The sequence below is a fragment of the Sphingobacterium athyrii genome (assembly GCF_003071065.1).
Taxonomy (GTDB): domain Bacteria; phylum Bacteroidota; class Bacteroidia; order Sphingobacteriales; family Sphingobacteriaceae; genus Sphingobacterium; species Sphingobacterium athyrii.
Window position 1 is genome coordinate 387,608 of record NZ_QCXX01000003.1, and the last position, 25,111, is coordinate 412,718.

The 25,111-nt window shown below is 35.5% G+C and carries 27 protein-coding genes; 14 read left to right on the top strand and 13 right to left on the bottom strand.

Annotated elements, in window-relative coordinates; genetic code table 11:
- Positions 1–271: 271 nt before the first annotated feature.
- Together DCO56_RS12340 and DCO56_RS12345 are read left to right on the top strand one after the other, a co-directional pair.
- A complete protein-coding gene (locus tag DCO56_RS12340) occupies positions 272–652 on the top strand; it encodes a YbjQ family protein (RefSeq protein ID WP_108634077.1) in 381 nt (126 codons plus the stop codon).
- Positions 604–930: a transposase gene (locus tag DCO56_RS12345; RefSeq protein WP_425444073.1), complete on the top strand. Its 327-nt coding sequence runs from the start codon at positions 604–606 to the stop codon at positions 928–930. The genes DCO56_RS12340 and DCO56_RS12345 overlap by 49 nt, the downstream gene beginning before the upstream one ends.
- Before the next feature lie 49 nt (positions 931–979).
- Here DCO56_RS12345 and DCO56_RS12350 read toward each other — a convergent pair whose 3' ends face one another.
- The 7 genes from DCO56_RS12350 to DCO56_RS12380 all read right to left on the bottom strand — a co-directional run bounded on the left by DCO56_RS12350 (position 980) and on the right by DCO56_RS12380 (position 6,305).
- Complete coding sequence (locus tag DCO56_RS12350) at positions 980–2,389, bottom strand: leucine-rich repeat domain-containing protein (RefSeq protein WP_181390537.1); 1,410 nt, start codon at positions 2,387–2,389, stop codon at positions 980–982.
- Between the two features lie 13 nt (positions 2,390–2,402).
- Positions 2,403–3,182: a DUF4241 domain-containing protein gene (locus DCO56_RS12355; RefSeq protein ID WP_108634079.1), complete on the bottom strand. Its 780-nt coding sequence runs from the start codon at positions 3,180–3,182 to the stop codon at positions 2,403–2,405.
- A 24-nt stretch (positions 3,183–3,206) separates the two neighbouring features.
- Positions 3,207–3,755, bottom strand: a complete 549-nt coding sequence (locus DCO56_RS12360) for a hypothetical protein (protein WP_245935830.1) — start codon at positions 3,753–3,755, stop codon at positions 3,207–3,209.
- A gap of 113 nt (positions 3,756–3,868) precedes the next feature.
- A complete protein-coding gene (locus DCO56_RS12365) occupies positions 3,869–4,081 on the bottom strand; it encodes a WapI family immunity protein (RefSeq protein ID WP_108634080.1) in 213 nt (70 codons plus the stop codon).
- A gap of 30 nt (positions 4,082–4,111) precedes the next feature.
- Positions 4,112–4,501, bottom strand: a complete 390-nt coding sequence (locus DCO56_RS12370; protein WP_108634081.1) for a hypothetical protein — start codon at positions 4,499–4,501, stop codon at positions 4,112–4,114.
- A 12-nt stretch (positions 4,502–4,513) separates the two neighbouring features.
- Positions 4,514–5,452 (bottom strand): hypothetical protein, encoded by a 939-nt coding sequence (locus tag DCO56_RS12375; RefSeq protein WP_108634082.1) that lies wholly within the window; start codon positions 5,450–5,452, stop codon positions 4,514–4,516.
- A gap of 175 nt (positions 5,453–5,627) precedes the next feature.
- Entirely contained in the window at positions 5,628–6,305 is a 678-nt protein-coding gene (locus DCO56_RS12380) for a DUF6904 family protein (RefSeq protein WP_108634083.1), read from the bottom strand.
- A 375-nt stretch (positions 6,306–6,680) separates the two neighbouring features.
- On the opposite strand from DCO56_RS12380, the gene DCO56_RS12385 reads away from it, so the two are divergent.
- The 9 genes from DCO56_RS12385 to DCO56_RS12425 all read left to right on the top strand — a co-directional run bounded on the left by DCO56_RS12385 (position 6,681) and on the right by DCO56_RS12425 (position 14,176).
- Positions 6,681–7,742 (top strand): YbjQ family protein, encoded by a 1,062-nt coding sequence (locus DCO56_RS12385; protein ID WP_108634084.1) that lies wholly within the window; start codon positions 6,681–6,683, stop codon positions 7,740–7,742.
- Positions 7,743–7,838: 96 nt separating this feature from the next.
- Complete coding sequence (locus tag DCO56_RS12390; protein WP_108634085.1) at positions 7,839–8,381, top strand: toll/interleukin-1 receptor domain-containing protein; 543 nt, start codon at positions 7,839–7,841, stop codon at positions 8,379–8,381.
- Positions 8,382–8,383: 2 nt separating this feature from the next.
- The gene (locus DCO56_RS12395) at positions 8,384–9,844 is read left to right on the top strand and encodes an SIR2 family protein (RefSeq protein ID WP_181390538.1); all 1,461 of its coding nucleotides are present in this window, start codon (positions 8,384–8,386) and stop codon (positions 9,842–9,844) included.
- Positions 9,845–9,846: 2 nt separating this feature from the next.
- Complete coding sequence (locus DCO56_RS12400; RefSeq protein WP_108634087.1) at positions 9,847–10,533, top strand: TIR domain-containing protein; 687 nt, start codon at positions 9,847–9,849, stop codon at positions 10,531–10,533.
- Positions 10,534–10,719: 186 nt separating this feature from the next.
- Positions 10,720–11,307, top strand: coding sequence for a toll/interleukin-1 receptor domain-containing protein (locus tag DCO56_RS12405; RefSeq protein WP_108634088.1), 588 nt, complete (start codon positions 10,720–10,722; stop codon positions 11,305–11,307).
- An 8-nt stretch (positions 11,308–11,315) separates the two neighbouring features.
- On the top strand, positions 11,316–12,476 hold the full coding sequence (locus tag DCO56_RS12410; RefSeq protein WP_108634089.1) for a Thoeris type III anti-phage system protein ThcB4: 1,161 nt from the start codon (positions 11,316–11,318) through the stop codon (positions 12,474–12,476).
- Entirely contained in the window at positions 12,458–13,054 is a 597-nt protein-coding gene (locus DCO56_RS12415; RefSeq protein ID WP_108634090.1) for a Thoeris type III anti-phage system protein ThcA, read from the top strand. Before DCO56_RS12410 ends, DCO56_RS12415 begins: the two co-directional genes overlap by 19 nt.
- Before the next feature lies 1 nt (position 13,055).
- A complete protein-coding gene (locus DCO56_RS12420) occupies positions 13,056–13,547 on the top strand; it encodes a TIR domain-containing protein (protein WP_108634091.1) in 492 nt (163 codons plus the stop codon).
- A 386-nt stretch (positions 13,548–13,933) separates the two neighbouring features.
- On the top strand, positions 13,934–14,176 hold the full coding sequence (locus DCO56_RS12425) for a hypothetical protein (protein WP_146191046.1): 243 nt from the start codon (positions 13,934–13,936) through the stop codon (positions 14,174–14,176).
- Between the two features lie 482 nt (positions 14,177–14,658).
- Here the strand turns inward: DCO56_RS12425 and DCO56_RS12430 are convergent, their stop codons facing one another.
- Together DCO56_RS12430 and DCO56_RS12435 are read right to left on the bottom strand one after the other, a co-directional pair.
- Complete coding sequence (locus DCO56_RS12430; RefSeq protein WP_108634093.1) at positions 14,659–15,750, bottom strand: RES domain-containing protein; 1,092 nt, start codon at positions 15,748–15,750, stop codon at positions 14,659–14,661.
- Positions 15,751–15,860: 110 nt separating this feature from the next.
- Positions 15,861–16,427 carry a hypothetical protein gene (locus tag DCO56_RS12435; RefSeq protein WP_108634094.1) on the bottom strand — a complete coding sequence of 189 codons (567 nt, stop codon included), beginning with the start codon at positions 16,425–16,427 and terminating at the stop codon, positions 15,861–15,863.
- Between the two features lie 564 nt (positions 16,428–16,991).
- On the opposite strand from DCO56_RS12435, the gene DCO56_RS12440 reads away from it, so the two are divergent.
- The 3 genes from DCO56_RS12440 to DCO56_RS12450 are packed head-to-tail and all read left to right on the top strand — an operon-like array spanning position 16,992 to position 22,991.
- A complete protein-coding gene (locus tag DCO56_RS12440; protein ID WP_108634095.1) occupies positions 16,992–20,378 on the top strand; it encodes a SusC/RagA family TonB-linked outer membrane protein in 3,387 nt (1,128 codons plus the stop codon).
- Positions 20,379–20,385: 7 nt separating this feature from the next.
- The gene (locus DCO56_RS12445) at positions 20,386–21,744 is read left to right on the top strand and encodes a RagB/SusD family nutrient uptake outer membrane protein (RefSeq protein WP_108634096.1); all 1,359 of its coding nucleotides are present in this window, start codon (positions 20,386–20,388) and stop codon (positions 21,742–21,744) included.
- A gap of 2 nt (positions 21,745–21,746) precedes the next feature.
- A complete protein-coding gene (locus tag DCO56_RS12450) occupies positions 21,747–22,991 on the top strand; it encodes a TlpA family protein disulfide reductase (RefSeq protein WP_108634097.1) in 1,245 nt (414 codons plus the stop codon).
- A 64-nt stretch (positions 22,992–23,055) separates the two neighbouring features.
- Here DCO56_RS12450 and DCO56_RS12455 read toward each other — a convergent pair whose 3' ends face one another.
- The 4 genes from DCO56_RS12455 to DCO56_RS12470 all read right to left on the bottom strand — a co-directional run bounded on the left by DCO56_RS12455 (position 23,056) and on the right by DCO56_RS12470 (position 24,794).
- On the bottom strand, positions 23,056–23,277 hold the full coding sequence (locus DCO56_RS12455) for a hypothetical protein (protein WP_108634098.1): 222 nt from the start codon (positions 23,275–23,277) through the stop codon (positions 23,056–23,058).
- A 38-nt stretch (positions 23,278–23,315) separates the two neighbouring features.
- Positions 23,316–23,621: a hypothetical protein gene (locus tag DCO56_RS12460; RefSeq protein WP_108634099.1), complete on the bottom strand. Its 306-nt coding sequence runs from the start codon at positions 23,619–23,621 to the stop codon at positions 23,316–23,318.
- 91 nt (positions 23,622–23,712) lie between these two features.
- Entirely contained in the window at positions 23,713–24,267 is a 555-nt protein-coding gene (locus DCO56_RS12465; RefSeq protein ID WP_146191047.1) for a cyclic nucleotide-binding domain-containing protein, read from the bottom strand.
- A gap of 95 nt (positions 24,268–24,362) precedes the next feature.
- On the bottom strand, positions 24,363–24,794 hold the full coding sequence (locus DCO56_RS12470; RefSeq protein ID WP_108634101.1) for a hypothetical protein: 432 nt from the start codon (positions 24,792–24,794) through the stop codon (positions 24,363–24,365).
- Positions 24,795–25,111: the final 317 nt, after the last annotated feature.

Genomic DNA, 25,111 nt, shown 5'->3' on the forward strand with positions numbered 1-25,111 from the left:
TCTTCTGATTGATAACACGTAGGATAACAAAACTACGCATCCAAAAGCAAAATACTATATCCGTGTTTTTACGGATATCAATATAAGGAAAATCTCCATTTTATAGAATTACTTACGGTTTCCCGTAACTAACCTTTTTTATAAACCACTAGCTTAGCCTTACAAAGTGTGTAATAATCTTGAAGTTAATATCTGTAAACATATTAATTCAGAATAAATAATGTATAGTAGGTTTGGGTATTAACCTTGCCCGAATGAAAAGTATCATGCCATGATAGTAACCACGACCAATTCCATCAAAGGGAGGGAGATTTCACGATATAATGATCCAATAGCAGCCAATGTTGTCATCGGCAACAATATTTTTAGCGATATAGGAGCGAGCTATGTAGATTTCTTTGGAGGTCGCTCTACCAGCTATGAGAAGAAGATGCAGGAGATGTACAAGCGTGTTACCGAAACGCTCAAGCAGCGTGCACAGGCGATTCGTGCTGATGCTATTATTGGGCTTAGTGTAGATATCGACGAAATCTCAGGAGAGGGGAGTCAGATGTTTATGATTACTGCGGTGGGTACACCAGTAAACAGGCTGCACAAGCCGCACTGGCAGACTTTGCCGATAGATGGGAATCCAAGTATCCTTATGCAGTAAGATCATGGAAGGAGAACTGGGACGAACTGACCGTCTTTTACGACTTTCCACTTGAGATCCGAAGAATTATCTACACGACCAATATCATCGAAAACATGAATGGGAAGATTCGTAAATACACAAAGAATAAACTGTCATTTCCCAGTGATGATGCCGTACTAAAATCTGTATATTTGGCTTTGAGAGAAATCTCTAAAAAGTGGACTATGCCTATTCATAATTGGGGCATTATCCTAAATCAGTTCCTAACTTTATTTGAAAAAAGAGTCCAGTTATAAGGAACATAACTGAACTCCGCACTATTTACACACTTAGTGGGACAGTCCCTCACTTTTGGAGCTCAAGCAATTTTTCATTTCTCGTCTGGTAATTAATTTCACAATTTGGTAGCCATTTTTTTAAGTTGTCCTTGTCCGTCTGTGTTAAGTAATCGTCATCTATCCGTATTGACTTCAAATTTTTCAACTGGGATATTTTTGGTGAAATATATTTTATGGGGTTGTTCCAAATTTCAAGCTTTTCTAAATTTTTAAGATCAGAAATATTATCAGGTATGCGTTCTATTTCGTTGTCAAATAGCAAAAGTTCTTTTAAATTTCCTAGAAATATTGTTTCTGTTGAAATGTTTTTGATCTTGTTGGTATATAAATAGAGTATTTCAAGCTTCCTTAGTCTACCATCGATAAATGAAAGATCCGAAAGCTGGTTGTCATTTAATGATAGCCAAGTTAGCTTTGGTATCGATTTAATTAGTTCTGGGAAAAGTGTCAGTTCATTCCCTGACAAGTCAAAATGTTCCAAACTATCCAATTGAGAAAGATCGCAGTCGACTTGTTTAATTCCTGTCTTTGCAAATGAAACACTTTTAAGGTATTGTAATTGTGTGATTTTGCAAGGAAATTTATTGATCGGATTATCAGCCATAATCAAGTCTTCAAGGGATTTAATCCGGAAAATTTGTTCTGGAACCTCTTTGAACTTATTACCTGACAATATCACCTTATAAAGGTTAAATTTTTCAAGACCGTTAGGAAGCGATGTCAAACTATTTGAGTTGAGCCATAGATACGGCCCCCTGCTGTCTGTTTGTATCGCAGAACTTATACTTTTGTAAGCGCTTGTCATTTTCCTTGATGCTATTTCATTGCACAAAGAAGTCATAATATCCTTAACCGCTGATCCTTCGCTGCCTGTTTGAAAGAGCCAAGTTTCTATTCTACTATCACAAACAATACAGTCTATTCCAAAGTTAGGATCCCAATTGATACTGGTGTTATCGAATTCAGGACTGTCGGCATAAGCATAACGGATAGTATTTGGAATATCTTCCATTTTTGTCGAAGTGATCAGGACTCCATCATTAGGCATAACAATTGTCTTTTTCCAAAACTTTGTTTTAGGCAATTCGGGATAACCTGCTATTCCAAAAATAATCCCTGCCTGACCTTTAAAGTTTTTCGGAAAAATGATATAATTGTGTTCTTGCCATGTCATATAGGTAACAAAGACGGAAGATATATACAGGATTGCAAAAATAGATTGCAATGCCCAAAAGGATTTCCTATCTCTCAAAAATCTTTTAATTCCATAATCAATTAGGTATAGCATCAATCCGACTCCAACAAAGATCAATGCTAAAACAATGAGGTAACCATATGTGAAAACTACAATCAGCAATCCGAGTAGGATTGTCAATAAACCTAGTATTTTCAAAGGTGAACTTATGAGTCGTTTCATTATTGGCATCTTTTTAATACTCCCCAACATTCCGCCACAGTACAATATCAAAGTCAGTCAACAGCTGACAGATCTTACCGTCACTGCCTCTTCCGATGTAAGTAGCATAAAAACCATCTCCATACCCCGTGGAGAAAAAGACGGCATTTTGGTTTTGAAAACTGTAATTTAAATAATCCTTGAATTTTTCGGAGAATATATTGTCCCAATTTTTATCAAGCAGCGTATTCAGACTATTTTTTGCTACTTGATCGACGAAAAGACCTATTCCTGCATCTACTCCATAGCCATATATTTCTTTGGATTTGATGGGAATTGGAGCCTGTCCAGGTAATAACGCAAGCTCCCATCTACGGATAGGCTTATCTGAGAACTTTATTCGTGCAAATGCGATCCTTCTATCCTTATTAGCGTTGATATTTGCCATTGCCAATTCCACTGGAAACTCACCAACAGGAAACTTTTCATTAAAAGCTATCGCATCGCTTAGCATAACGGGGTCGGTAGCGATAATCTGGCCTGACGATACCTTTAGATTTCCTAAAGCTATCTTATCAAAAGTAATTTCCGTGCCGAATTGCGTTACTTTTGTTCCCTTCACGAAACTGCCTTCAAACAGCTTTGGGAATGTCAGCGATGTATCCTGAATGGTTATTTTCGGTATGCTATCTGCGAGATCAAATTCATTTGTTGGTCCAAGGATGTTCTCAGTATTACTTGTAACTTTGTTCTTCGAAGTACATGAAAATAGCATCACGGCCATCATACATATTGGTATTGTTCTATTGTACATATGGAATAATTCTTCTTCTTTAATTCATGACTCTACAGGATGACCAATATCCTTAAAGAACTTTCTGAGCATTTCATATGTACTGCAATCAGCGACAACCTGGCAAGAACTACCTATCGCCATTACTTCACAACTTAAACAGATATTCAAAGCAGATACAATTTCGCCCGAGCTTTTATAGAATACGATAGCATCCCTATAAATGGGGGCACACATCCAATTGGACACATCAGTTGTTTTTGTAAGCAAAATATTCTTTAGTAGACTGATTGCCTCATTACCATACTGAAAAGTATTGGTTCTTTGACTAGAAAAATGAAATCGACCTGTATCATCAATTAAGTACTGGGTTACACTTAATAGCGCGTCCAGTTCGTTCAATCGAATTTCTTCGGTGTCGGTCAGATTATTGCGTTTCTCTTTTCTTACTTTTAAATTATATAGTTCCGGTTTTAGCACTTGAATAGCAGCTTCATATTCATCTCCTCTTTGAAGAGAGTGGGTTTCAACGTAGTCAAATGCTAAGCTCTTAATATAATGAGAAGATGTGATTGAATTCGTGATACTTTTCATTGTTAAAAGTGAGCGGTTATTTCTCTAAATATTAAAAATAAAAGTATAAAAATGGGCTATTAATTGCTAATAAAAATGTGATTTAGCGAGATCAATCAGAATTTTAGAAAATCCTAAAGGCCCTGTTTAAAATTCTCAAAGTCAAATGATGTTAGGTCTGCATTGTAGGTGCCACCGAAAGCGCCAGCCTGCACTGAGATTTTAGTCCTTAACCAATTCTTATCCCAGTTGCTAGTCGCATCAATAACTAATAATCCAATTACCGTAATTGAAATTGATTGCCCCCCTGAGTGCAACCCAATCGTAAAATCATCAAGCTCGTCCATTTGCGAATGTTAAATTATTTTTTCCATACATTACCTTGACTCAGGTGTATTCCATTGCGGGATACCGATAAACATTTTATTGATAAATTGTTCTGTATATCGCTGCATCCCAGTTTCTTCTTTATCAAAGTAAGCTGTTATTTTCGAACAAACTTTAGGGTTGTAGCAGAGTTTGATGCGCAGATTTTCAACCCATTCCGCCCGGATTATAATTGTAATTAATCTTTTTGTGTCTCGGGCCAATCCAATTACCGTAATATCTTCGGTCATCCCGGCAAACCAGTCGATTATATACACCTTGGTACCAGGGCTAAACTGTTTCGAGCCGATACGAGTTTGTAACTTCCTTTCACCATAGCTAATTTCCCGTTTTATGTTAGCTACTAATGTCCATAATGGTTCAGGTTTTAAATGATTCATAGAGATTCAGTTCTATTTGAAATATGATGAAATGGGTGTCTGGAGGAATGTTTTAGTTTTCAATGATAATGATGTTAAGTCATCAATTATGATTTCATTGTTCTGAAAATCTGTGATTATTTTTTCTTGAATATTTGCATAATCAAAAGAATCGATAATTTCCCCAGTTGGGATATCGAAAATATATAAAGTCCCTCCTGCGTAGGCATTTTGGTCACTCGTTGGAGTAAACCCTTGAATACATCCCAAATTGCTTTCAGTCGTTATAATCTTGTAACACCAAATTCTATTATCTTTTTTCAATTTAGAAAAATTTATTGTCCAAATAGGTTCGGCTATGTTGTCGTACGTAAAACAATGTAATGAGTTTTTTTTGTCACTTATCAATACGTGGGTTTGAGCATTATTAAATTTGATCCAACTCGTCCCACCTATATTTTCAAGTTTTATTTCATCAAAGAAATGCTTGCTAAAATTATATCTCAGAATAGATTTCTTTCCTGTTGGAATATGAACTACATTGCTCTCAAGGTGTAAATCTGCATTGTAAAGACTTTTGTCAATCTTGTCTTTTTTGAAAACAATCTCACCATTTTTAATATTGACACAACATAATCCACTATAATATTCAAGTAGAAAATAGTTGGACGAATTATCAATTAGACTTCTATAACCCAAAAATTTGTCGGTAGAAAAAAGTTGTTGTTTAGTTTCAATGTCAATGGCTGTAATCGTAGTTTTATTTGTATTTCGTATTATCTGCCAATTTTTTGATTTCAAAAGGATAATATTACCATTAGGGGCAAAATCTAGAAGATAGAAGTCTTCGAAACCAAGATTACTTAAAGCATTTAGGTTAGAATCTGTCAAGATTAAACCTTTGCTATTATCTTCTATAATAGCCTTATTAATCTGTCCTCTAATGACAACTCTCTTATTCTCAATTCTCATGTGTTTTTTATTAGGTCAATAGTATTTGAATACATCCCCAGATCAAAGTAAAGCGTTCCGTTTTGTCCACAGCTTTAGCCCCAACATAACTTTCTATATCGTTTTTTTTGACCTGCAGCCACTTATAAGGGGCCTCGTTCATAAATAGATCCGAATTTTCATCAGTGGTATGATTTTACCATTTAACCGTTTCGTAATCAAAATCATTGTCACTTAATTCCAGATCTGAAATTTCGCAGTTAAGTCTTTTAGCTTCCGCGGTCAGGAAAGCCTCATAATCCCTATATTCGTCAGTATAATAAACAGCTCTTTTCAATAGATCAGGTAATTTTCGAAACGCTTTTTTTCCTCCTCCTAATTGGAAGAAATCAAGATTTATGCTCCTCATATACTGATAAATGTATTTATTGCCGCCATAAATTGCATCCTCGATAAAACCTGTGAGATGTGCAGCACCAACTACATCATAAGAGTACATGGCCTTTTCAAGCCAAAACTCTATGAGTAAGATCTGTGCTACGTCAAATTTATTAGTTTCTGCATAGTGCATATTAAATTTTAGAGCGGTTAGAGAAAATAGGAAATGAACCCAAGAAATCTGAACACCCAAGTACGCACCTTCTTCATAGGTTAAATGATTTCTGTCTGTTTTCAGACGGCTTCCTTCTTTTGCTTTACGGATTTCATAGGAAAAACCGCTGAGCAAAGTATCTCTATTTTCAAATCCTTTCTGATTTATTTTGTCCTCGTTGTTCCAGAATTTGGCGACGACCTCATAAAAATTGTTGAGATCATCATAAGATCCCCATATCTCTAAGCCTAACCCATGTTTTGTTGGTACGATATATAACATTGATGTGTTTTATAAAATAATGTGAGTGTTGTCGCATGCGCAATTTACGGTGGATATTTAATATGATCGATCCGTAAATGTTAGCACATACCATAAAATTAACACTTAATTTTTATCAGAGATTATGGGAAACCAGAATTGTTTAAAAATAATATGAAACTCATTGTAGATAGAAATTATCATTATGTTTTGGTGAGTGGCATAATTGTTATATCAGCTACGGTTTCCCGTAACCAACCATTCTTTCAAAGCCATATCTTAGCCATACAATTTGTAATAATCTTGAAAGTTAATATCTGTAAACATATTAATTCAAAATATATAATGTATATTAGGCTTAGGTATTAACCATGCCCGATTGAAAAGTACAATGCCATGATAGTAACCACGACCAATTCCATCGAAGGGAGGGAGATTTCACGATATTATGATCCGATAGCTGCCCATGTTGTCATCGGCACCAATATCTTTAGCGATATAGGGGCGAGCTATGTAGATTTCTTTGGAGGACGCTCTACCAGCTATGAGAAGAAGATGCAGGAGATGTACAAGCGTGTTACCGAAACACTCAAGCAACGTGCTCAGGCAATTCGTGCTGATGCTATTATTGGGCTTAGTGTAGATATCGACGAAATCTCAGGAAAGGGGAGCCAGATGTTTATGATCACCGCCGTGGGCACACCAGTACATCTTAAAGAAGTTGCTCGCGTTCCGATGGAGAAGCAGGATGATCTATTGGACGGTGAATTGATTCAACAGAAGGTCCGAGCAGATATCATCTTAGAAAATTATAAAACAGTAGAGTCTATTAATAGAGAAACAGCTGAATTCATCGCTACATCGGGGCTAAGAGAATTTGAACCACTTATCTTCAGAGCAATGAATGAGGATTATGATTCTGGCATAGATCAATCTCCAAAAGATAAACAAGAAATACTATTTCGCTATTTTGATTACTTACCAGATGAGGAAGCCATTGCTATTCTTTATAATGCATTATCAGAAGGCAATTTGACAACCTTACAAGTAAAACGTATCAATGCGATTATCACTTCATCCAATTTTATAGATTACACAAAAGCCGTTAACCTTTTAAATAGTAATATATATGCTAGACGTATTGCGCTGAAAATATTCTCTTTGGACAAAGATTGGTATTCAAAAGAAGATATAGCTATACTGAAAAGTTTAGAAGGAGATGCTTTAGCAAAGTTCTTTCCTGAAATTGTGCAAGTTGAGGAATCGAAGGGAATGTTTTCGAGTGGAAAAGAAGTGTGGCGATGTGGATGTGGTCATACAAATAAGCTCGACAACTCAAACTGTGGCTCATGCACACGAGATAAAAGAGGTTTTAAGGAGAAAAGTTTGAAACCGGAAGAAGTGCAAGGGATGGTAAATAGGAGAATACAAGTCATTGAAAGATTAGGTACTATTTGAATAGTCTATTTACTGAATTACGAAAACCGAAGCGATTTTCAACTATCTGTTACGAATCAAACATAATAACAACAACGGTATTACAAAAAACATAATATGGCAATTTTTACAAAAGAACAGTTCCAGACTATTGCTTACAATAAGGCAAAAATCAAAGGACATACCACCTTAAATGAGAATAGAACTTTTTCTCAATCTTCAGCGAAAACTAGTGTGTTTTTATCGCATTCTCACCATGATAAGAAATTAATAGCCGAAGCAAAGACTTTTTTCGAAAACTTAGGTATTTCTATTTATGTTGATTGGGCTGATGAAACAATGCCACAACGCACTAGTGGCGTAACAGCACAGAATATTAAAGGTCAAATTAGAAAAAATGACAAGTTTATTTTACTTGCTACAAATGATGCTATTACTTCCAAATGGTGTAATTGGGAGGTTGGAATTGGCGATACATATAAATTAGCAAACGATAAGATTTGCATTTTACCGTTAGCAGATAATAGGCTCACTTGGCAAGGTAACGAGTATCTTCAGATTTATCCTCGAATTGAAGAGAGTGAATATACAAGAGATTATTTTAAAATAATCTATCCTAATAAATCTGAGATTTCATTGTATGATTGGTTAAAACAGTAAATATGGAACTTACACTACAACAAAAGAAATTTATAAAAGATTTTGCAATAGAAATAAATAGTGGTGATGCTGCAATTTTTGCTGGAGCTGGTTTTTCTGTAGCGTTAGGTTTTGTCAATTGGAAAGAATTATTGAGAGATTTAGCTTTAGAATTGAAGTTGGACATAGACAAAGAGCACGATTTGATTTCTGTTGCACAATATCATTTCAACAAGTTTAAAAGAGGTAAAATAAATAACAAAATTATTAATGAATTTAGTACACTCACAAGTGGGGGCGAAAACCATAAAATTCTATCTCGTATTGGTATCGATACATTTTGGACAACAAATTACGATCAACTGATAGAAAAATCCCTGGAAGCAAATGGTAAAACAGTTGAAATAAAAATTAGAAATGTAGATTTCTCAAGAAACATCAAAAAAAAGGATGCTATTGTCTACAAAATGCATGGGGATAAAAACTCACCAGACGAAGCCGTCTTAACAAAGGATGATTACGAAACATATAATGACAAAAAAGAATTATTTTCTACTGCTTTAAGGGGTGATTTATTATCAAAAACATTTCTATTTGTAGGATTTAGTTTTGATGATCCAAATTTGGAGTATATTTTAGGGAGAATAAAAATTTTATTGAAAGAGAATACTCCTACTCACTATTGCTTCTTCAAAGAAGTTCAAGAAACCGATTTTAACGAAGATTCTAAAACACCAGAACAAAATAAGGAAGATTACTTGTATGCAAAAATTAAGCAGGAGTTAAAGATTGATGATTTAATTAGGTATGGTATTCATGCAATAATGGTTAAAGAATATTCTGAAATAACAGAAATTTTATACGAGATAGAGAAAAGACTAAAAAGAAAAAACATTTTTATATCCGGCGCGGCACACCATTATCTACCTTACACAGTTGACCAAGCGATTGATCTTATTCATACTTTGAGTTACAAGTTAGCTGAAAACGATTACAAAATCATTTCGGGCTTTGGGCTGGGAATTGGAAGTATAGTAATAAATGGTGCATTAGATTTTAAATTAAATTCAAACTATAGAAATTTGGATGATTTATTGATTTTACGTCCCTTTCCTCAAACACAATCTGATGATACTAATATTTCTAAAATCCGGACTGATTATAGAAAAGAAATGATTTCCAAAGCTGGTATAGCGATTTTCATTTTCGGTAATAAAAAGTCAGGTGATAATGTCATAAATTCAGATGGAATGGAAGAGGAGTTTAAAATTAGTCAACAATATAATGTGATACCTATTCCAATAGGAGCAACAGGTTATGTATCTAAATCTCTTTGGGAAAAAACAACAAGTGATTTAAAGTTATATTACCCTGATAACGCGGCATTGCATAATGCTATAAAAGCGCTAGGAGAAGAGCAACTTACCAAAGAGGAAATGATCAAAAATACAATTGAAGCAATTAATATTTTGCAAGAACTATAATTATGGGAAGAAAGATTTTTGTATCATATAAGTATGGAGATACTCATGTTGAGGATTTAAATATATATGAATCCAATTGGCTTGGCCAAAATGTGAAAGTTCAAACAAAGGCCCGAAACTATGTAAATGAATTAGCTACCATTTTGAATAGCGAAGATCATATTTACAAAGGAGAAGAAGATGGTCAAAGCTTGGCAGATTTCTCCGATGAATGTATTGCTTCTGCATTACGGGATAGGATATATGATAGTTCAATTACAATTGTTTTGGTTTCAAAAGGCATGAAAACATTTGAGAGAGAAAAAGATCAATGGATACCTTGGGAGATTTCGTATTCTTTAAAGGAATATACTAGAAATGAGAGGACTAGTCTATCCAACGGTATAATTGCTGTTGTTTTACCCGATGAATGGGGTAGTTATGAATATTATATTACTCCAGACACTGAATGTAATTGCCGAACCTTAAAAACTGATTTCCTTTTTCAAATACTTAGAGACAACATGTTTAATATTAAAATACCTGACAAAAGATTATGCAATGGATCATGGGTATATTCAGGTGACAGCTCATATATACAATCCGTTAAGTGGGAAGATTTTAAATCAATACCAAATTATTATTTAAACAAGGGAATTGAATTAAGAGACAAAAAGGATGATTACAACATAATTAAATCCATAAAATAAGTGTTTATCCAAAATATGTGATAGAAATATCATCGTTAAAAGCTTAATAATAGCTATAACCAAATTCTTGGGGCATATTGTTTGGATAGACAAATTTTCAGAAAAAGGACGATTATGACTAATTTAGTGGATATTTTCAATAATGCTAAGCTAACCATATATTAAAATTTAAAACTAATCAAGAATATGATATTTGAAAGAGGACATTTTAAAACGAGTAGATTTATAAATCTAAATGAATCCCTTAAAGCAACGCGAAATTTTAGCAAATCGCAACCCCAATACAAACCAACTGTTTTTGTTTCACATAAGCATAGTGATTTAGAAGATCAGGAAGAGATGAAAGGAATATTTGAATTGCTTCAAGATTTTGGCGCGGAAGTCTACATAGATAGTATGGATAAAAAAATGCCTACAGAAACTTCTGGCGAAACTGCGCTTCGAATAAAAGAAGTGATAAAACACACCAACAAATTTATATTGGTAGCTACAGAAAAGGCAATAGAATCATTTTGGTGCAACTGGGAACTTGGAATAGGAGATACTCATAAATATATTGATCATATAGCAATAATACCAATAAAAGAAAAAGGGGAAAGAGATTCTCAATATAAAGGGAATGAATACCTGCAAATTTATCCATTAATAGAATATAATGAGGCATTTACAAATATAAAAGGACACCATTTTGTTGAAGGGTATTACGTTTCTAAACCTGAAAACAAAGAGGGAATAAAATATATTACTTTATTGAAAGAATGGCTTAAACAATAACTGAAACTATGTTTAAATATCAATTAATTATTTTAGGTACTATCAAACCATTTATTAGTGATATAATTTCATTATATCATAAAAGAATTGAAGATTTAAAACTTCAAAAAGAATTCTATGAAATATATTTTAAGGATAATTTGAAGTCTTATAAAGGCAATCAACCTGCATTTGTCATATACCTAGGTAATGAGAGTGGAGATTTTGAAGATCTAGAGCAAATCGAAAAATTATTAGACGAAGGGAATATTGTTCTTCCTATTTTCTTTAATTCATTTGGAAGAGAAATTCCAAAAATACTAAGTAATCAGAATGGATTGAAATACGAAGATTTTAAAAATGAAAAAATTGTTAACTTAATACTTGAATCTTTTGGTAAATTAAGAAATACTAGAAAAGTCTTTATAAGTTATAAGAGAGATGAGTCGACTTCTGTAGCTATTCAGCTCTATGAAGCACTAGAAAATAATAATTTCGATGTTTTTTTAGATACTCATTCAATAAAACAAGGAGAACCATTTCAAGACGAATTATGGCATAGAATGACAGATTGCGATGTGATTCTCCTCTTGAATACTCCAAAATTTATAGAAAGTGAATGGTGCGAAAAAGAAATAGCAGAAGCATCAGTAAAGCAAATTGGCATCATTCAAGTTATTTGGCCAACTCATAAATTAGAAAGAATTGCAGAGATATGTTTTCCTTATCAACTTTCTGAAGCAAATTTTGTGAAAGGCATTTATGATAAAAAAGATATTTCAAAACTGAATGATGACACGGTTAATGCTTTAGTAAAGCAAGTTGAATCAATTCGAGCTAGAAATTTAGCTTCTAGACAAGATAATCTAATTACTGAATTTCTTAATACTGCACAGAAGTATGGCAAAAATATGGCCATACAACCTGAAAGATTTATTACTGAAAATATTACAGAAAAAAAACGAAGGCTTTTTATTCCCTCTGTGGGAATTCCGCAATCATTTGACTGTAATACTTCGTCTGAACTAAAAAGGGAAATTAAAGAATTTTCTGTTGAAGAGGTTTATCTAATTTATGACGATGTAAGGATTAGAGAAAAATGGTTAAAACATCTTAGCTACTTAAACGAATACCTGGATGTAAAAACAATCAAAAAACAAGAATTTGACACATGGTTACAAAAGAATTAAAAAATATATTTTTATCTGCCAGCATTCCATTTAAAGAAAGGCACGAGAAATATTATAACACAGCTGATATAATAGCAATTAGAGATTCAGTAATTGCTTTAGCTTCACTGGTAATACCCAAGTACAGGTTGATTTGGGGAGGACATCCATCTATAACCCCGATTATATATCATGTTTTAGAAAAATACGAAATAGATATTCAAAGTCATGTAAAATTGTATCAATCAAAATATTTTGAAAAGATTTTCCCTATAGAAAATAAAGAATTTGAAACGGTGGTAATAACAGATGACTTAGGGGAATTAAAACCAAGTTTGCGCCTAATGAGGGAAAAAATGTTGGGAGAAAATACATTTGAAGCTGGTATTTTTATAGGCGGCATGGATGGTATTGAAGACGAGTATAGCCTATTTAGAGAACTAAATCCAAAATCAATAATATTGCCTATTGCAAGCACCGGAGCAGCCGCAAAAATTATTTACGATAACAATGTTGACGAATTTAAAAATGAAAAACTTATTAATGACTATGGCTATATGAGCTTATTTCAGGAACTATTAATCGATAAACTCAATTAATATGGCAAAAAGACAAATATTTTACAGTTTTCATTATGACAATGACGTTTTTAGAGTTCAACAAATTAGAAACATTGGAGCTTTAGAAGGCAATGAACCGGTTTCTATAAATGCTTGGGAGATAGTAAAAAGAGGCGGAGATACTGCAATTAAAAGATGGATAGATGAAAACTTGTCTTACAAAAGTTGTTTAGTTGTCTTGATTGGATCTGAGACAGCCAATCGTAAATGGGTCAAATATGAAATTGAAAAAGCTTGGAATGACGGAAAAGGTGTATTAGGGATTTATATTCACAATCTGAATTGCCCAAGGAACGGAAAGTGTTATCAAGGTTCGAACCCTTTTCAAACATTTACTATGAAACGAGATGGTAAATCTTTAGCGTCGATAGTAAAATGTTATAGCCCAAGCTACAATAATGCGTATAACGAAATAGCATACAATCTAGAAGATTGGATTGAAGAAGCTATTAAAATTAGAGCTAATTATTAAGATCCTTCAATAGAAAATTAGAATAATGAAGTAAGGAACCTTTGTAACTATTTCCTAGCATTTTGGGAGTGGTGTAACTCAAACTGTGTCATTGGCTGAATTACCCCCCGCCGGGGCGGTAATTCAGCCACTTTGCTTATTGCAAATCTAACACCATTCTTCCCGGAAACCAAATTGCTAATTTCTGAGCTGTAGTTCCCCAATTGTCCATTTGCATATTCCGGAGTAAATTGACTCCTTAATTCCGGCACGTTGCACTGGAGTATATGCGCGATTCCATTGAGTTATCGCATGCCATTCCGGCAGATGTTGACCCCCTTGTTTATTTTGATTTATTTGGGATAAGATTTTTAAGAGTTATTCCAATGGCTGGTAAATCAAGCCCCATGAGTCAGATAAAACAATTGATAAGATTGAAACAGCAGGGCTATAGCTTGGCCAGCGGAAACAGGTTTAGAACTTTTAATGTGATGGATGACTGTTCCCGTGAGATATTGTGTATCGAAATAGCTACTTCAATTTCTTCTTTGCGGGCAGCTCGGACACTTGTCTTTCACTTTGCTACCACTGTAAGTACCCCATTTTCCGACAGCTGGGATTGGACTTTTCTAATTTTCGTTACTAATTGATTTATTTGTTGTTTGTGTCTAATATTTTTTGATAATTCCGTTGGTGTAAGATTCCCAAGTGCAGAGCGAGCATACAATAAAGTGTTGACAGGTGTGGTTCAGGGGTATACGAATTTTATCAATACTATAAACGATAATATACTGAGATATAAATAATATGGTTCTGAAAATATCATTATGGAGTCATTTCCAAAGGTAGACTTACCATTTTGGTAAGTCTACAAAATCATTAAGTTTGAAAAGTTAATACAATCCAGTTGTAAAATAGCTCGGGTTATTGGTCACTAAATCTGGTGTACTTTTGTCGGAATATTCATTTACCTTCGTAAAGACCTTGCATGGCTTCAGCCTTGAAACATTCAAAGTCGAATGGGTCTTTTTCTTTCATGACCGTGTCGTTTGAATAATTGAATATAAATAATCTTATTGAACTATTCCTTTGACACAGTTTGCGTTACAGTCTCATGAAACTTAGAAATAATCTATTCTGCCAATGGGCTAGTATCTATAATTTCGAGATAATATTCTAGTTTACCAAGAGTCGAATAAAAATATGGATATTTCTTTCCTTCTATAATTTCAAGATTTGGAATTTTTTTATTGACAATTTCTGCATCCTTATCATTATAAATGAATATTTGTCCGCCAGTTGCAAATTGATATAAATTCCAAGAAATCACATCAGTCCCTTCGAAATAATTAACAAGGTTTTTACAAACACCGTTATTTAGATTGGATTTCACGGGCATTACAATATTGATTAACTCAGTGTTTTCATTAAATACATCAGTATTAATATGGGTAGATTTATATTGAATTCCATCAAGATCGTCATTATTTCGAATCCATTGAAGCAGTAATTGTGGAATTATGTACTCAGGCTTAAAAGGGTCATATGCGTCCTTTACTTTCACACTACAACACATTATCAATGGGAAAGTCATAAAGAACCTATATTTTTCATCAAGATCATTACAATCCTTGGCTGGGGGTGTTAAGTCAATTAAGTTTATTCGTTTTATATTTTTATATCTTATCGCTTGAATCTTGTCAATCGATGGCCTATTAAGTTCTTCCCAGCATATATAAATTGTTCTGCCTAAATATAAACTTGGGAAGCCGGGTATACTAAATCTTTGAGTTGTCACTTTATTTCTCAGTTCAAAAGGGATATGAAACATCTCATTCTTTTTATATGAGTAATTCTTGTCACTTAATCGAATACGGAAAAAACTTTCATTCAAATCATAAACTTTCTGTTTCACTATCGCATATAAGTCCTTAACATTATTACGAAGAACATTATTTATATGCTCATAGGCTTTGTATGGATTACCATTGTAGTAATCCTCAATGCAAGCAATTAGACTTTCAATAATACTAGTTTGTGTTTCTTTAACAAATTCAGTAGAAATGTGGTGTTTATCAGGATGAATGGGCCCCTGGTCTAAACTATTAACAAGCTCAAGAAAATATTTAAGCTTGGTAATTATAAAAGATTTGAAATCTTCATTTGAAGTTTGACGTAATGGTAGCTTAAAAATTTTATCTCTCAATAATTGCTCGAATTCCATGCAGAAAAATTAGGCGTGTTTAAAATTTTAGTTATTTAGTAAGAATCTTTTGATATTGTGCAGATTAAAGAAATCATCCTTAATAGTATACTCTGTTTTTTTTCGTAAAATCAACTGACCCAATAAACATCTACCTGTCTTTTCCCTAAGTTGCCATTCGTTAACATGATTGATCTCTTTTCACTTAGTAAGACACCTTTTCTTACAGAATATCTAAGTGCCTTGGACAACTGGTCACCGATATATGTCTTTGAGTACTGTGATTCAATAAAAGCCTCAATCTCATTTAAATAACGTGGAGTTTTGAGAAAACTCGATCCAACAAGAACTTCTGATATAAAAGCATCAATACTTCTGTCATTCTTCGTATCCGAAAAATACTCAGGTACATTTGTGTATTCTTCTTTAAAACTAACAACGGATTCAACCTTGGCGATGTTTTGAGAGATAGAAATATTTAAATTCAGTATTTTTGCTCCAGTTGTATTGATTTTTTTTCCTATATGATCCGCAAGTGCGTGACTAAATGTTCTTTTAGATTGTAAAATTCCATAAATATGGGAGGGAGACCTGCCGATAAATTCAGCAAATCCAGATACTGTCATTCCTAAAATATTCATAATTTCACGCAATCTGTTCGCCAAAAGCTCATTATAAGTTTTGTCTTGGTTTGTCATAAGACAAATTCCGTTAAAAACTTACGCTAAAAATTATCATTAATTTACTTTTATTGTAAAATATTTATACCTATATTTGTTATAATATTTTACTGACTTATAATTTATTAAGTCTATTAGTGTAATTTAAGAGTCTCGTTTCCCAAGTCTCACATTTTAATCGAACACGAGAGCGATAGATTGCACCCATATGCCTTTATTTGCTATATTAGCAACGGTAAAGGCGTGGGTACTATCGTCTGCTGAGTTCGAAGGAGTGAGACCCGGGGAATAATGCAAGGTAGTAACCCACGTTTTTACCTTATTTGAGACTCACCAAATAACCTTAAAAGGTGAGTTATGATTATTAAAAACAAACATTCAAAAAATCCCAATCCGCCTTAGTTCTATTAAGGCTAGAGGTCTGTATGACCATCCGAAAAAAGTGTCATTGTAAATATATCATCTGCTTTGTAACCAATTAGAGACTACTATATCGGAACATTTTTACGAGTTATTCTAATGACCTGATCCAGCGTCTACGCGAGGAAAGGGAAAGATTATGACCATTTTTAAAACCTTAAAATGAACAATTTTATAAGGACTGGGAAAAGTATTGCCTGTTCAAAACAGGCAGCCCAGTATGTAAATTTAGTAAATTCACAACCTACGTGTATTGAAGGTAAAGCATATAGCTTAAGAGAACTACTAATCCTAAGGACTCTTTTAGTAATTGCTACTGTATTTCATATGTTTAGTTTATCTGCTCAGACGCCCCGCAAGGACAGCGGGGCTAATGGGCCTTTAACAGTATCTGGTACGGTAGTATCAATAATAGATGGTAGACCGATACAGGGTGTATCGATCCGTATAGAAGATGAAAAGGGGAGAGTATCCACCAAAAGTGAGGGCTCTTTCTCAGTGCCAGTGCTATTATCTACAGGGACTATCAAATTTAGCCATGTTGGCTTCAAGCCCTTACAGCTACCTTATTCTGTTGGGGTATCGTTAACAGTAAAGTTGATACCATTGGAGAATCAATTGGATGAGGTGGAGGTGGTCTCTACAGGATACCAAAAGATACCAAAGGAGCGGGCAACGGGAAGCTTCGAGTTTGTGGACAACAAACTGCTCAATCGTAAGGTGTCGACAGACTTTGTAAGTAGGCTGGAGGATGTGGTGCCAAGTATATCGAGTGGAAAAATGTTTTCCGACAATCGTGGGGCGCTTATGAATATCAATGTACGTGGAGTAAGCACGCTCGGTAAAAATATCTGGCCGTTAATTGTGGTGGATGGTATTCCATACGAAGGTAAGCTTGCAGAATATGGTCTTGGTAATTTTAATAATATTAACCCCAATGATATAGAGAGTATTTCAGTGCTAAAAGATGCTGCGTCGGCCTCGATCTGGGGAGCACAGTCTGGAAATGGGGTTATCGTAATTACGACAAAGAGGGGGAAATTTAATGAAAATACACAGGTTTCCTTCAATACCAACTTTACACTGATAGACAAACCCGATCTTTATTATTATAAATTGATGAATACATCAGATTATATCGATGCACAAAAGTTTTTGTTCGATAAAGGCAAGTATAAATCTGTTTTTACCAAATATAACGCAAATCCTGAACCTATTTTGTGGGTATTCAAAGATCATCAGGCTGGTAAAATAACACAAGCTGATCTAGATTCTGAGTTGAATAAATTGCGAACCATAGATAGCAGAGATGATTTCTTGAAATATATTTACCAGAAGGGCTTTAATCAGCAATACAATGTTCAGCTACGTAGTGGTGGTGAAAAGGTGAATACACTATTTTCCGCTGGTTATGATAACAATAGGGGTAATGTGACCCGAAATTCTTATGAACGCTTGGTGCTGAAATCTACATCACAGATTAAACCTACCAAGAATTTACTTTTGGATCTGGGAATTACATATACGGATGCCCGAAATAAAAAACCTGTTGACCCCGTCGAATTTCAATATATGGGCTCCGGGCTGACCAATTACCGTTACATGAGATTGGTTGATGAAAATGGAGATCCTAAGAGCTTAAATTTCAGTGGAAAGAATATAAATTTTATTGACACCGTGGCCAGTGGGCGCTTGCTCGATTGGTTTTATACCCCATTAAAAGAGCTGGATGCGTCGAGGGAGACGCAAAAAGTACAGGAAATAGTCGCTAATCTCTCAGCTGCATACAGTTTTAATTTTGGACTGTCTTTAAAAGGGCTGTATTCTTTTCAAAGGACCAACAATCCGATTGAGCTATGGCGTGGACTGGGATCCTATACCATGCGGAACGAGCTTAATTATTATGCAAGCTGGAATCCAGCTAAAGTGACCTGGGCATTGCCTGTTGGCGATTTTATGTTGAATACGATCAACGAAAGCAAAGCGCATCAAGGAAGGCTAAATGCCGAATATGGGAAGAGGTGGCAGGACAAACATGAACTAAATGTATTGGTCGGCTATGATATAAGGCAATTGAGGAATCAAATGCAGGTGTCACAGTATTATGGTTATAATCCCGAAACAGGTAGTTTTCAATCTGTACAATATGGTAAATCTGTTCCCGTCATGAACGGTAAGATGGGGACAAACAACCTGATCGATCGGAATAGATATGAAGCAACAGTGAACCGTTACGTATCCTATTATGCCAATGCTTCCTATAGCTACATGGATCGATATGTGTTGAGTGGAAGCTATAGAAAGGATGCTTCCAACCTTTTTGGGGTGAAGTCCAATGATCGTGGTCAACCGTTTTGGTCAGCCGGTACCGCATGGATATTGAGTAATGAACAGTTTTTACAGTCATTACCATTTCAGTTTTTAAAACTGAGGGCTACCTATGGTTACAATGGCAATGTCAATAATACGGTCTCTGCTTATGCTGTATTGAATATCTCAAGTGATCCACATTATATAACCGGACAAAATTACGCGATGATGAATAAACCGCCCAATCCATCTTTGAAATGGGAGAGAGTAAGCAATTTGAATTTTGGTCTGGATTTTAATTTGAAAGGCAACAGATTAAATGGAAGTATAGAATACTACCATAAAAATAGCCAAGACCTGATCTCAAATGCACCTGTTGATCCAACTTCTGGTTTTACAACGCTAAGTGTCAACTATGCAAACCTGAAGGGGAGAGGTTGGGATATTTCCTTGCACACCATTCCGCTAAAGTCTACAAATTGGCAATGGGACAATAACCTTGTGTTTTCCTATAATAGGACCAAAGTTACAAAAGCCTACGCTGATCCCTCAGATCTGTCTTTTCTATATATTGGATGGCCGGGGGGGCAGGCGAGCACACCTTTTGAAGGAATGGATCTTTATAGTCTGTTGACGTATAAATGGGCCGGCCTTGATCCAATAGATGGCTCTCCACAAGCGTACTTGAATGGTGAGATTTCAAAAGACTACATTGGCATCACCTCTCAAAGTGTAGACGCGTTGGAAAATATGGGATCTGTCAAACCATTGTATTTCGGTAGCTTTCGAAATTCTTTTCGCTGGAAGGATCTGGAGATGTCCTTTAATATAAGTTATAGTCTGGGGCATGTTTTCTTAAGGGAATCTTTTAATAATGCTGATTTTATTAATAGTTACTTAGGTCATCAAGACTATGCTAAAAGATGGCAAAAGCCGGGAGATGAATTGTGGACCGATGTCCCTGCGTTTGTATATCCTGCAAATAGCTCTTCAAGTAATGTATATAGACATTCTTCGGTACTGGTATCCAATGCTGGGCAGATTAAACTTCGCGATATCCAGCTAAGTTTAAATCTGGATATCTTAAAGCGATATGGTTTGAAAAATAGTAGGATATACGCTTATGCGCAGAACATTTGCAGCATATGGCGCGCGAATAAATTTGGAGTTGATCCAGAATACGGGGCGTCATTACCCGATCCGCGTACTTATTCGATCGGATTAAACTTTAATCTATAAAATATTTATGATGAAAAAGAATCTAATAATTTATTCGCTGTTTCTGTTGTTGCAGGCCAGCTGTACCAGCTTTTTGGATGAAAAGCCTGACATAAAATTGGTCGTTCCCAAAAGTTTAAATGATCTGGAGCTTTTGATGAACGATTATTCAACAATGAATGCAAACTATCCAAATTTTGGAGAACTTAGTTCAGATGATTATTATCTCACAAAGGACCTTTGGGAATCTGCCTCTGTATTGGATCAGAGAAATGCCTATATATGGGCCGATCTACCGTATGAGGATGCTAGTCAATGGCGCGCTGCATACAAAGTGGTAAATAATGCTAATCAAGTCTTAGATGTATTGAAAACGCTTGACCCGATGAATGATAAGGCGCAGTACAGTAGGTTAAAAGGGGAGGCTCATTTCTTTCGTGCTTTTGCTTTTCAGCAATTGGTAGGTACATTTTGCAATGGCTATAGGGAATCTGGCGCTGCCGCGGAACAGGGCATTCCATTAAGGCTTAATCCTGAGGTCGATGAAAATGTTTCCCGGTCATCGCTAAAAGATAGTTACAAACAGATCCTAAGTGATTATCAAGTAGCTATTCGTTGTCTTCCAGTCGAAAATCCTTACATCGGAAAGCCTTCTTTGAAATCTGCTTATGCAGCGATGGGGAGGGCTTACTTGGATATGGGGGATTTTGAAAAGGCTTTTCTATATGCAGACTCGGCTATTGCACTATATCCTGATCTGATAGATTTTAATACGGTCAATCGTACAGATGAGCTTCCATTCACTCGTTTTAATAAAGAAGTTTTGTTTCCGGCAGTGAGCAAATCTGTTGGTATCATGAGCGCTAATGTATCTTTTGTAGATTCAGTATTGTGTACATCGTATGCATCAGATGATCTGCGCAACGTCTTATTTTTGGAGTCCTCTACGATTAAAATTGGGGCTAAGCATTTTAAAGGAAGCTATGATAGCTCCACCGGAAATTTATTTGTGGGGCTAAGTTCGAGTGAACAGTATTTAATCAAGGCCGAAGCAGCGGTACGTTTAGGTAAGATAAGTAGTGCACTTTCTACCATAAATACTTTGCTTAAAAATAGGTGGAAGACAGGCACTTTTGTGGACTGGACCGAAACGAATGCGGATCAATTGCTGCCCATGATTCTGGAGGAGAGAAGGAAAGAACTATTGTACCGCGGTCGGCGGTGGTCGGATCTAAAACGACTCAACCTGGACAATAGGTTCAAAATAACATTAAAGCGCGTATTGGGAAATAATATTTACACACTCGAGCCCAATAGCCCAAAATATGCTTTTCGATTACCAGAAATTGCTGTAAACCTTGGCGGAATTCCCCAAAATCAAAGATAATTATGAAAAATAGAAAATATATTTGTCGAATTTTATTATGTGTCCTATACTTCTATAGTCCTTATATGGTCTATGCTCAAAACAATAGTGTGGCTACAAATCCATTACATATTGGAGATCAATTCAATGGATTTGAAACCGGGGATTTAATGCGCGGTATTGAAAAAAACTTGAACTGGGATGCCGTCAAAAATAAGATAGTCATTTTAGATTTCTTTGATACTTATTGTACTGTGTGTATTGCCTCTATGCCTAATATGCAAATGCTGCAAAACAAGTTTTCCAAAGATCTTCAAATCTATAATGTTGCATGGCAGGATAGAAAAACACTTACAAAGTTCTATCATGGTAATGCCTTTTTAAAAGAGAAAAAAGTCTATTTGCCCGTAATTTACAATGATAAGTATCTAAAATCATTGTTTCCTCATGAGTCTGCACCGCATGTGGTAATTATTTATAAGGGAAAGGTACAGGCCATTACTTTTCACAGGGTAGTGACCGAAGAGAATATCAAACTCCTTTTGCAGAATGGACATATTGACTTGCCTATTAAAGATGACTTTGGTACGGTCGATCTGGCAGAGGATAATGCCAAAGCTACTTTAGGGGTTTGGCTTTCCGGATATCAAAATGGCGTCAAAGTGCAAGCTTTGAAAATCGTAAAAGATAGCTTAAGCAATAATGTAAAGACATCTTTCTATAATCGATCTGTATACAGGTCTTTAATTAATGCATGGAACAAAATCCAACGCTCAAATTCCATTTTGCGTAATTCACAGATTATATGGAAAGTAAGGGATTCCAGTATATATGAAAATTTTACTAAATCAGGAGAAGCTTGGGATGTAAAAAATGCTATAAGCTATGAAAGAGTGGATAACATTCAATATCCAGATTCGGTTATGGGCAGATTGGTGCTTGGCGACCTCCACTCATTTTTAGGTATAAAATCATACTGGACTACCAAGAAACAAAAATGCTTATTATTGGTAGATTGTCCACCCGTAAAAATGAACAAAACTATTGAAAATAAGATGCAATATGCAGGAACTGATGTTTTTACAAAATTTATGTCAATCAACGAACAAATGCCCTTGATAGCTGATCAAAAGAAGTCAGATAAGATTTTGGAAATAGGCAGTTTTAAAGATATTGACGAATTGAATATGCAATTGCGCCAATATGGATGTGTTTTGGTAGAGGGTGAGGCAGATTTTGAGGCTATTGTTATAGAGGAGTTTAAATAATACGCAATAAGGGTACGGTTTTGGCCGTACCCTTCTACAGTTGGCGATTGCCTATGTTCTTCTATTATCTATCCTTCAGCTTGACATTGTCAGAGGGAGTCTGATCATGCAACGCATCAACCATTTCTGCATATAATGCAGTTGTGATAACTGGTTTATTGTTGCTGTCGGCACTTGCTTGAATGGCACAGATCTGTTCTGTACCAGGACAAGAAGGCTGAGCCCCCTGTAATGTATAGCTATTTGGATTAGAAGCTTGTGATCCGGTTAATGAAAACCATGCCATTTGACCTCCTTATTCTATATCATAATTTATTTAATTGGTCACATCTCACTTTGCAGTTTGATGGCCCCGGCTTTCGCATAGAAAGCTTGATGGTACTGGCGGGGACTCCTTATTTGCCAGACCAATATCTTCGGCACCCACATTGGGGGGAAGAGTGCAAACTTACGTCTATACCTTGTCAGGGCAGACTCTTTGCGAACTCTTTTTTCCATCACACACAAATACAGCTTGGTAAAATCCTGTCCCCATTGGGAATTGCCAGCTCCGGAATAGCGGAGTACGAGCACTGCGATATGGATTGACCGTACTATTTGTTTTGCGATATATTTAAAGTAACTCACCATTTTTTTCTTTTGTAATTGTCTATTACAAAGGAGCGGATACTTTACAGCTTAAAATCGGGCATGTGGGTAGTATTTTACTTTTTTTGTGATTTCATTTTCTATTTCGATAGATAGTCTTGGGATCTATATATAAAAATTGGCTCAGCAATTTATTATTCAGACTATGCCATAGTGCAGGCATTAGTTCTTTAAGCTTCGCCGACCTGTCACGCGCCTCCTGCGCCATAATAAGTCCCTTTTTATTGAAAAAATCTGATTTCCGCTGCCGCATGATGCTGACAAAGTGATGCATGCTCGGATATTGATCTTGCAGTTCCTGCAAAACAGTCAGCGGGATACAGGCAATGGTGCTTTTTTTGAGGAATTGAATATTCAGGTCCTGGCTGTTAAAACTGTACTCATGCTTGGTGCCGGTAAAGTAATTTCCTTCGGTCGCGATCCAGTGGAGATAGGGCTTTTTGAGTTTCGTCTCATAGGCACCAATCCTGCCATCAAGCACATAGCACCAGTAGGGACGGCTTTCATCCTCCCGACAGTAGATCTGTCCACGCTTCCCCTGGCGTAGTTTGGTATGCTTGATTAGCTCATCGCGACATGGATCATCCGCATTGAAATAGGTATCTAAATGTTTGGTAAAACGTTTCACGGTTAATATAGTGTAAATGAAGAGTTCATAAAAAAAAAGAAACGCCATGAGAGAGATATGGCCCATGGCGTTTTTGTTGAATTATTTTAGTTAATCTATAGAAGCGTGTAGTAAATCCTGACGATTAAATGCCCTTCTAAGCGGCGACTAAAGATCTCATTCGCTTCAGATTCGACGGGAATTTCCGACGTATCTGACTGGATCTTGTTTGACTCATATTCCGTTACCTTGACCGAATCCCGGGGAAAGGTACTGGTGTTTTTTTCATTGGTCTGCTTGTCCAAAGTGATCTCTGTCTGATTATTAATGGCAAAAGCAATCTGTTGTGCAAGATTGTTTTTGAAGTCGGCTGACAACGATAGTATATACTCCAGTTGTTCTTCAGAAAGTTCAAAGCGGGAATTAAGCCAGCTGTATAAACAGAGCAGAATTAACTTTTGCTCAGACATCTGGAATTCGATGGTCGAGCTGTACAAGTTCCGGAGCCATCGTTTGACTCCTGGGTCATCAAGTGTGTATTTGTTCATTTTTTTATTTTCATTTTTTTAATGCCCCACAGTAGATAGTGGCATGCCTGTACTATAGCTTTGTTAATTGCGGCGCACATGTGTTAAAAATTAATTTATTTTATAATTCGATCGAAGAACGAAGCTAAGGCCTAATCGTTAAATAGTGAAGAAAATGAAGGCCCAAATCGACGAGATTGAAATCCTCTTCGGCGAAGCGAATGTAAAACACGTTTTAAAGCCGTTTAGGACAGTTTTGAAAACCATGAAGGATTAAATAAAATCTACTATAAAAATGTAAAGGAAATGTTACCTGTATTAATTATATATTTTATTAA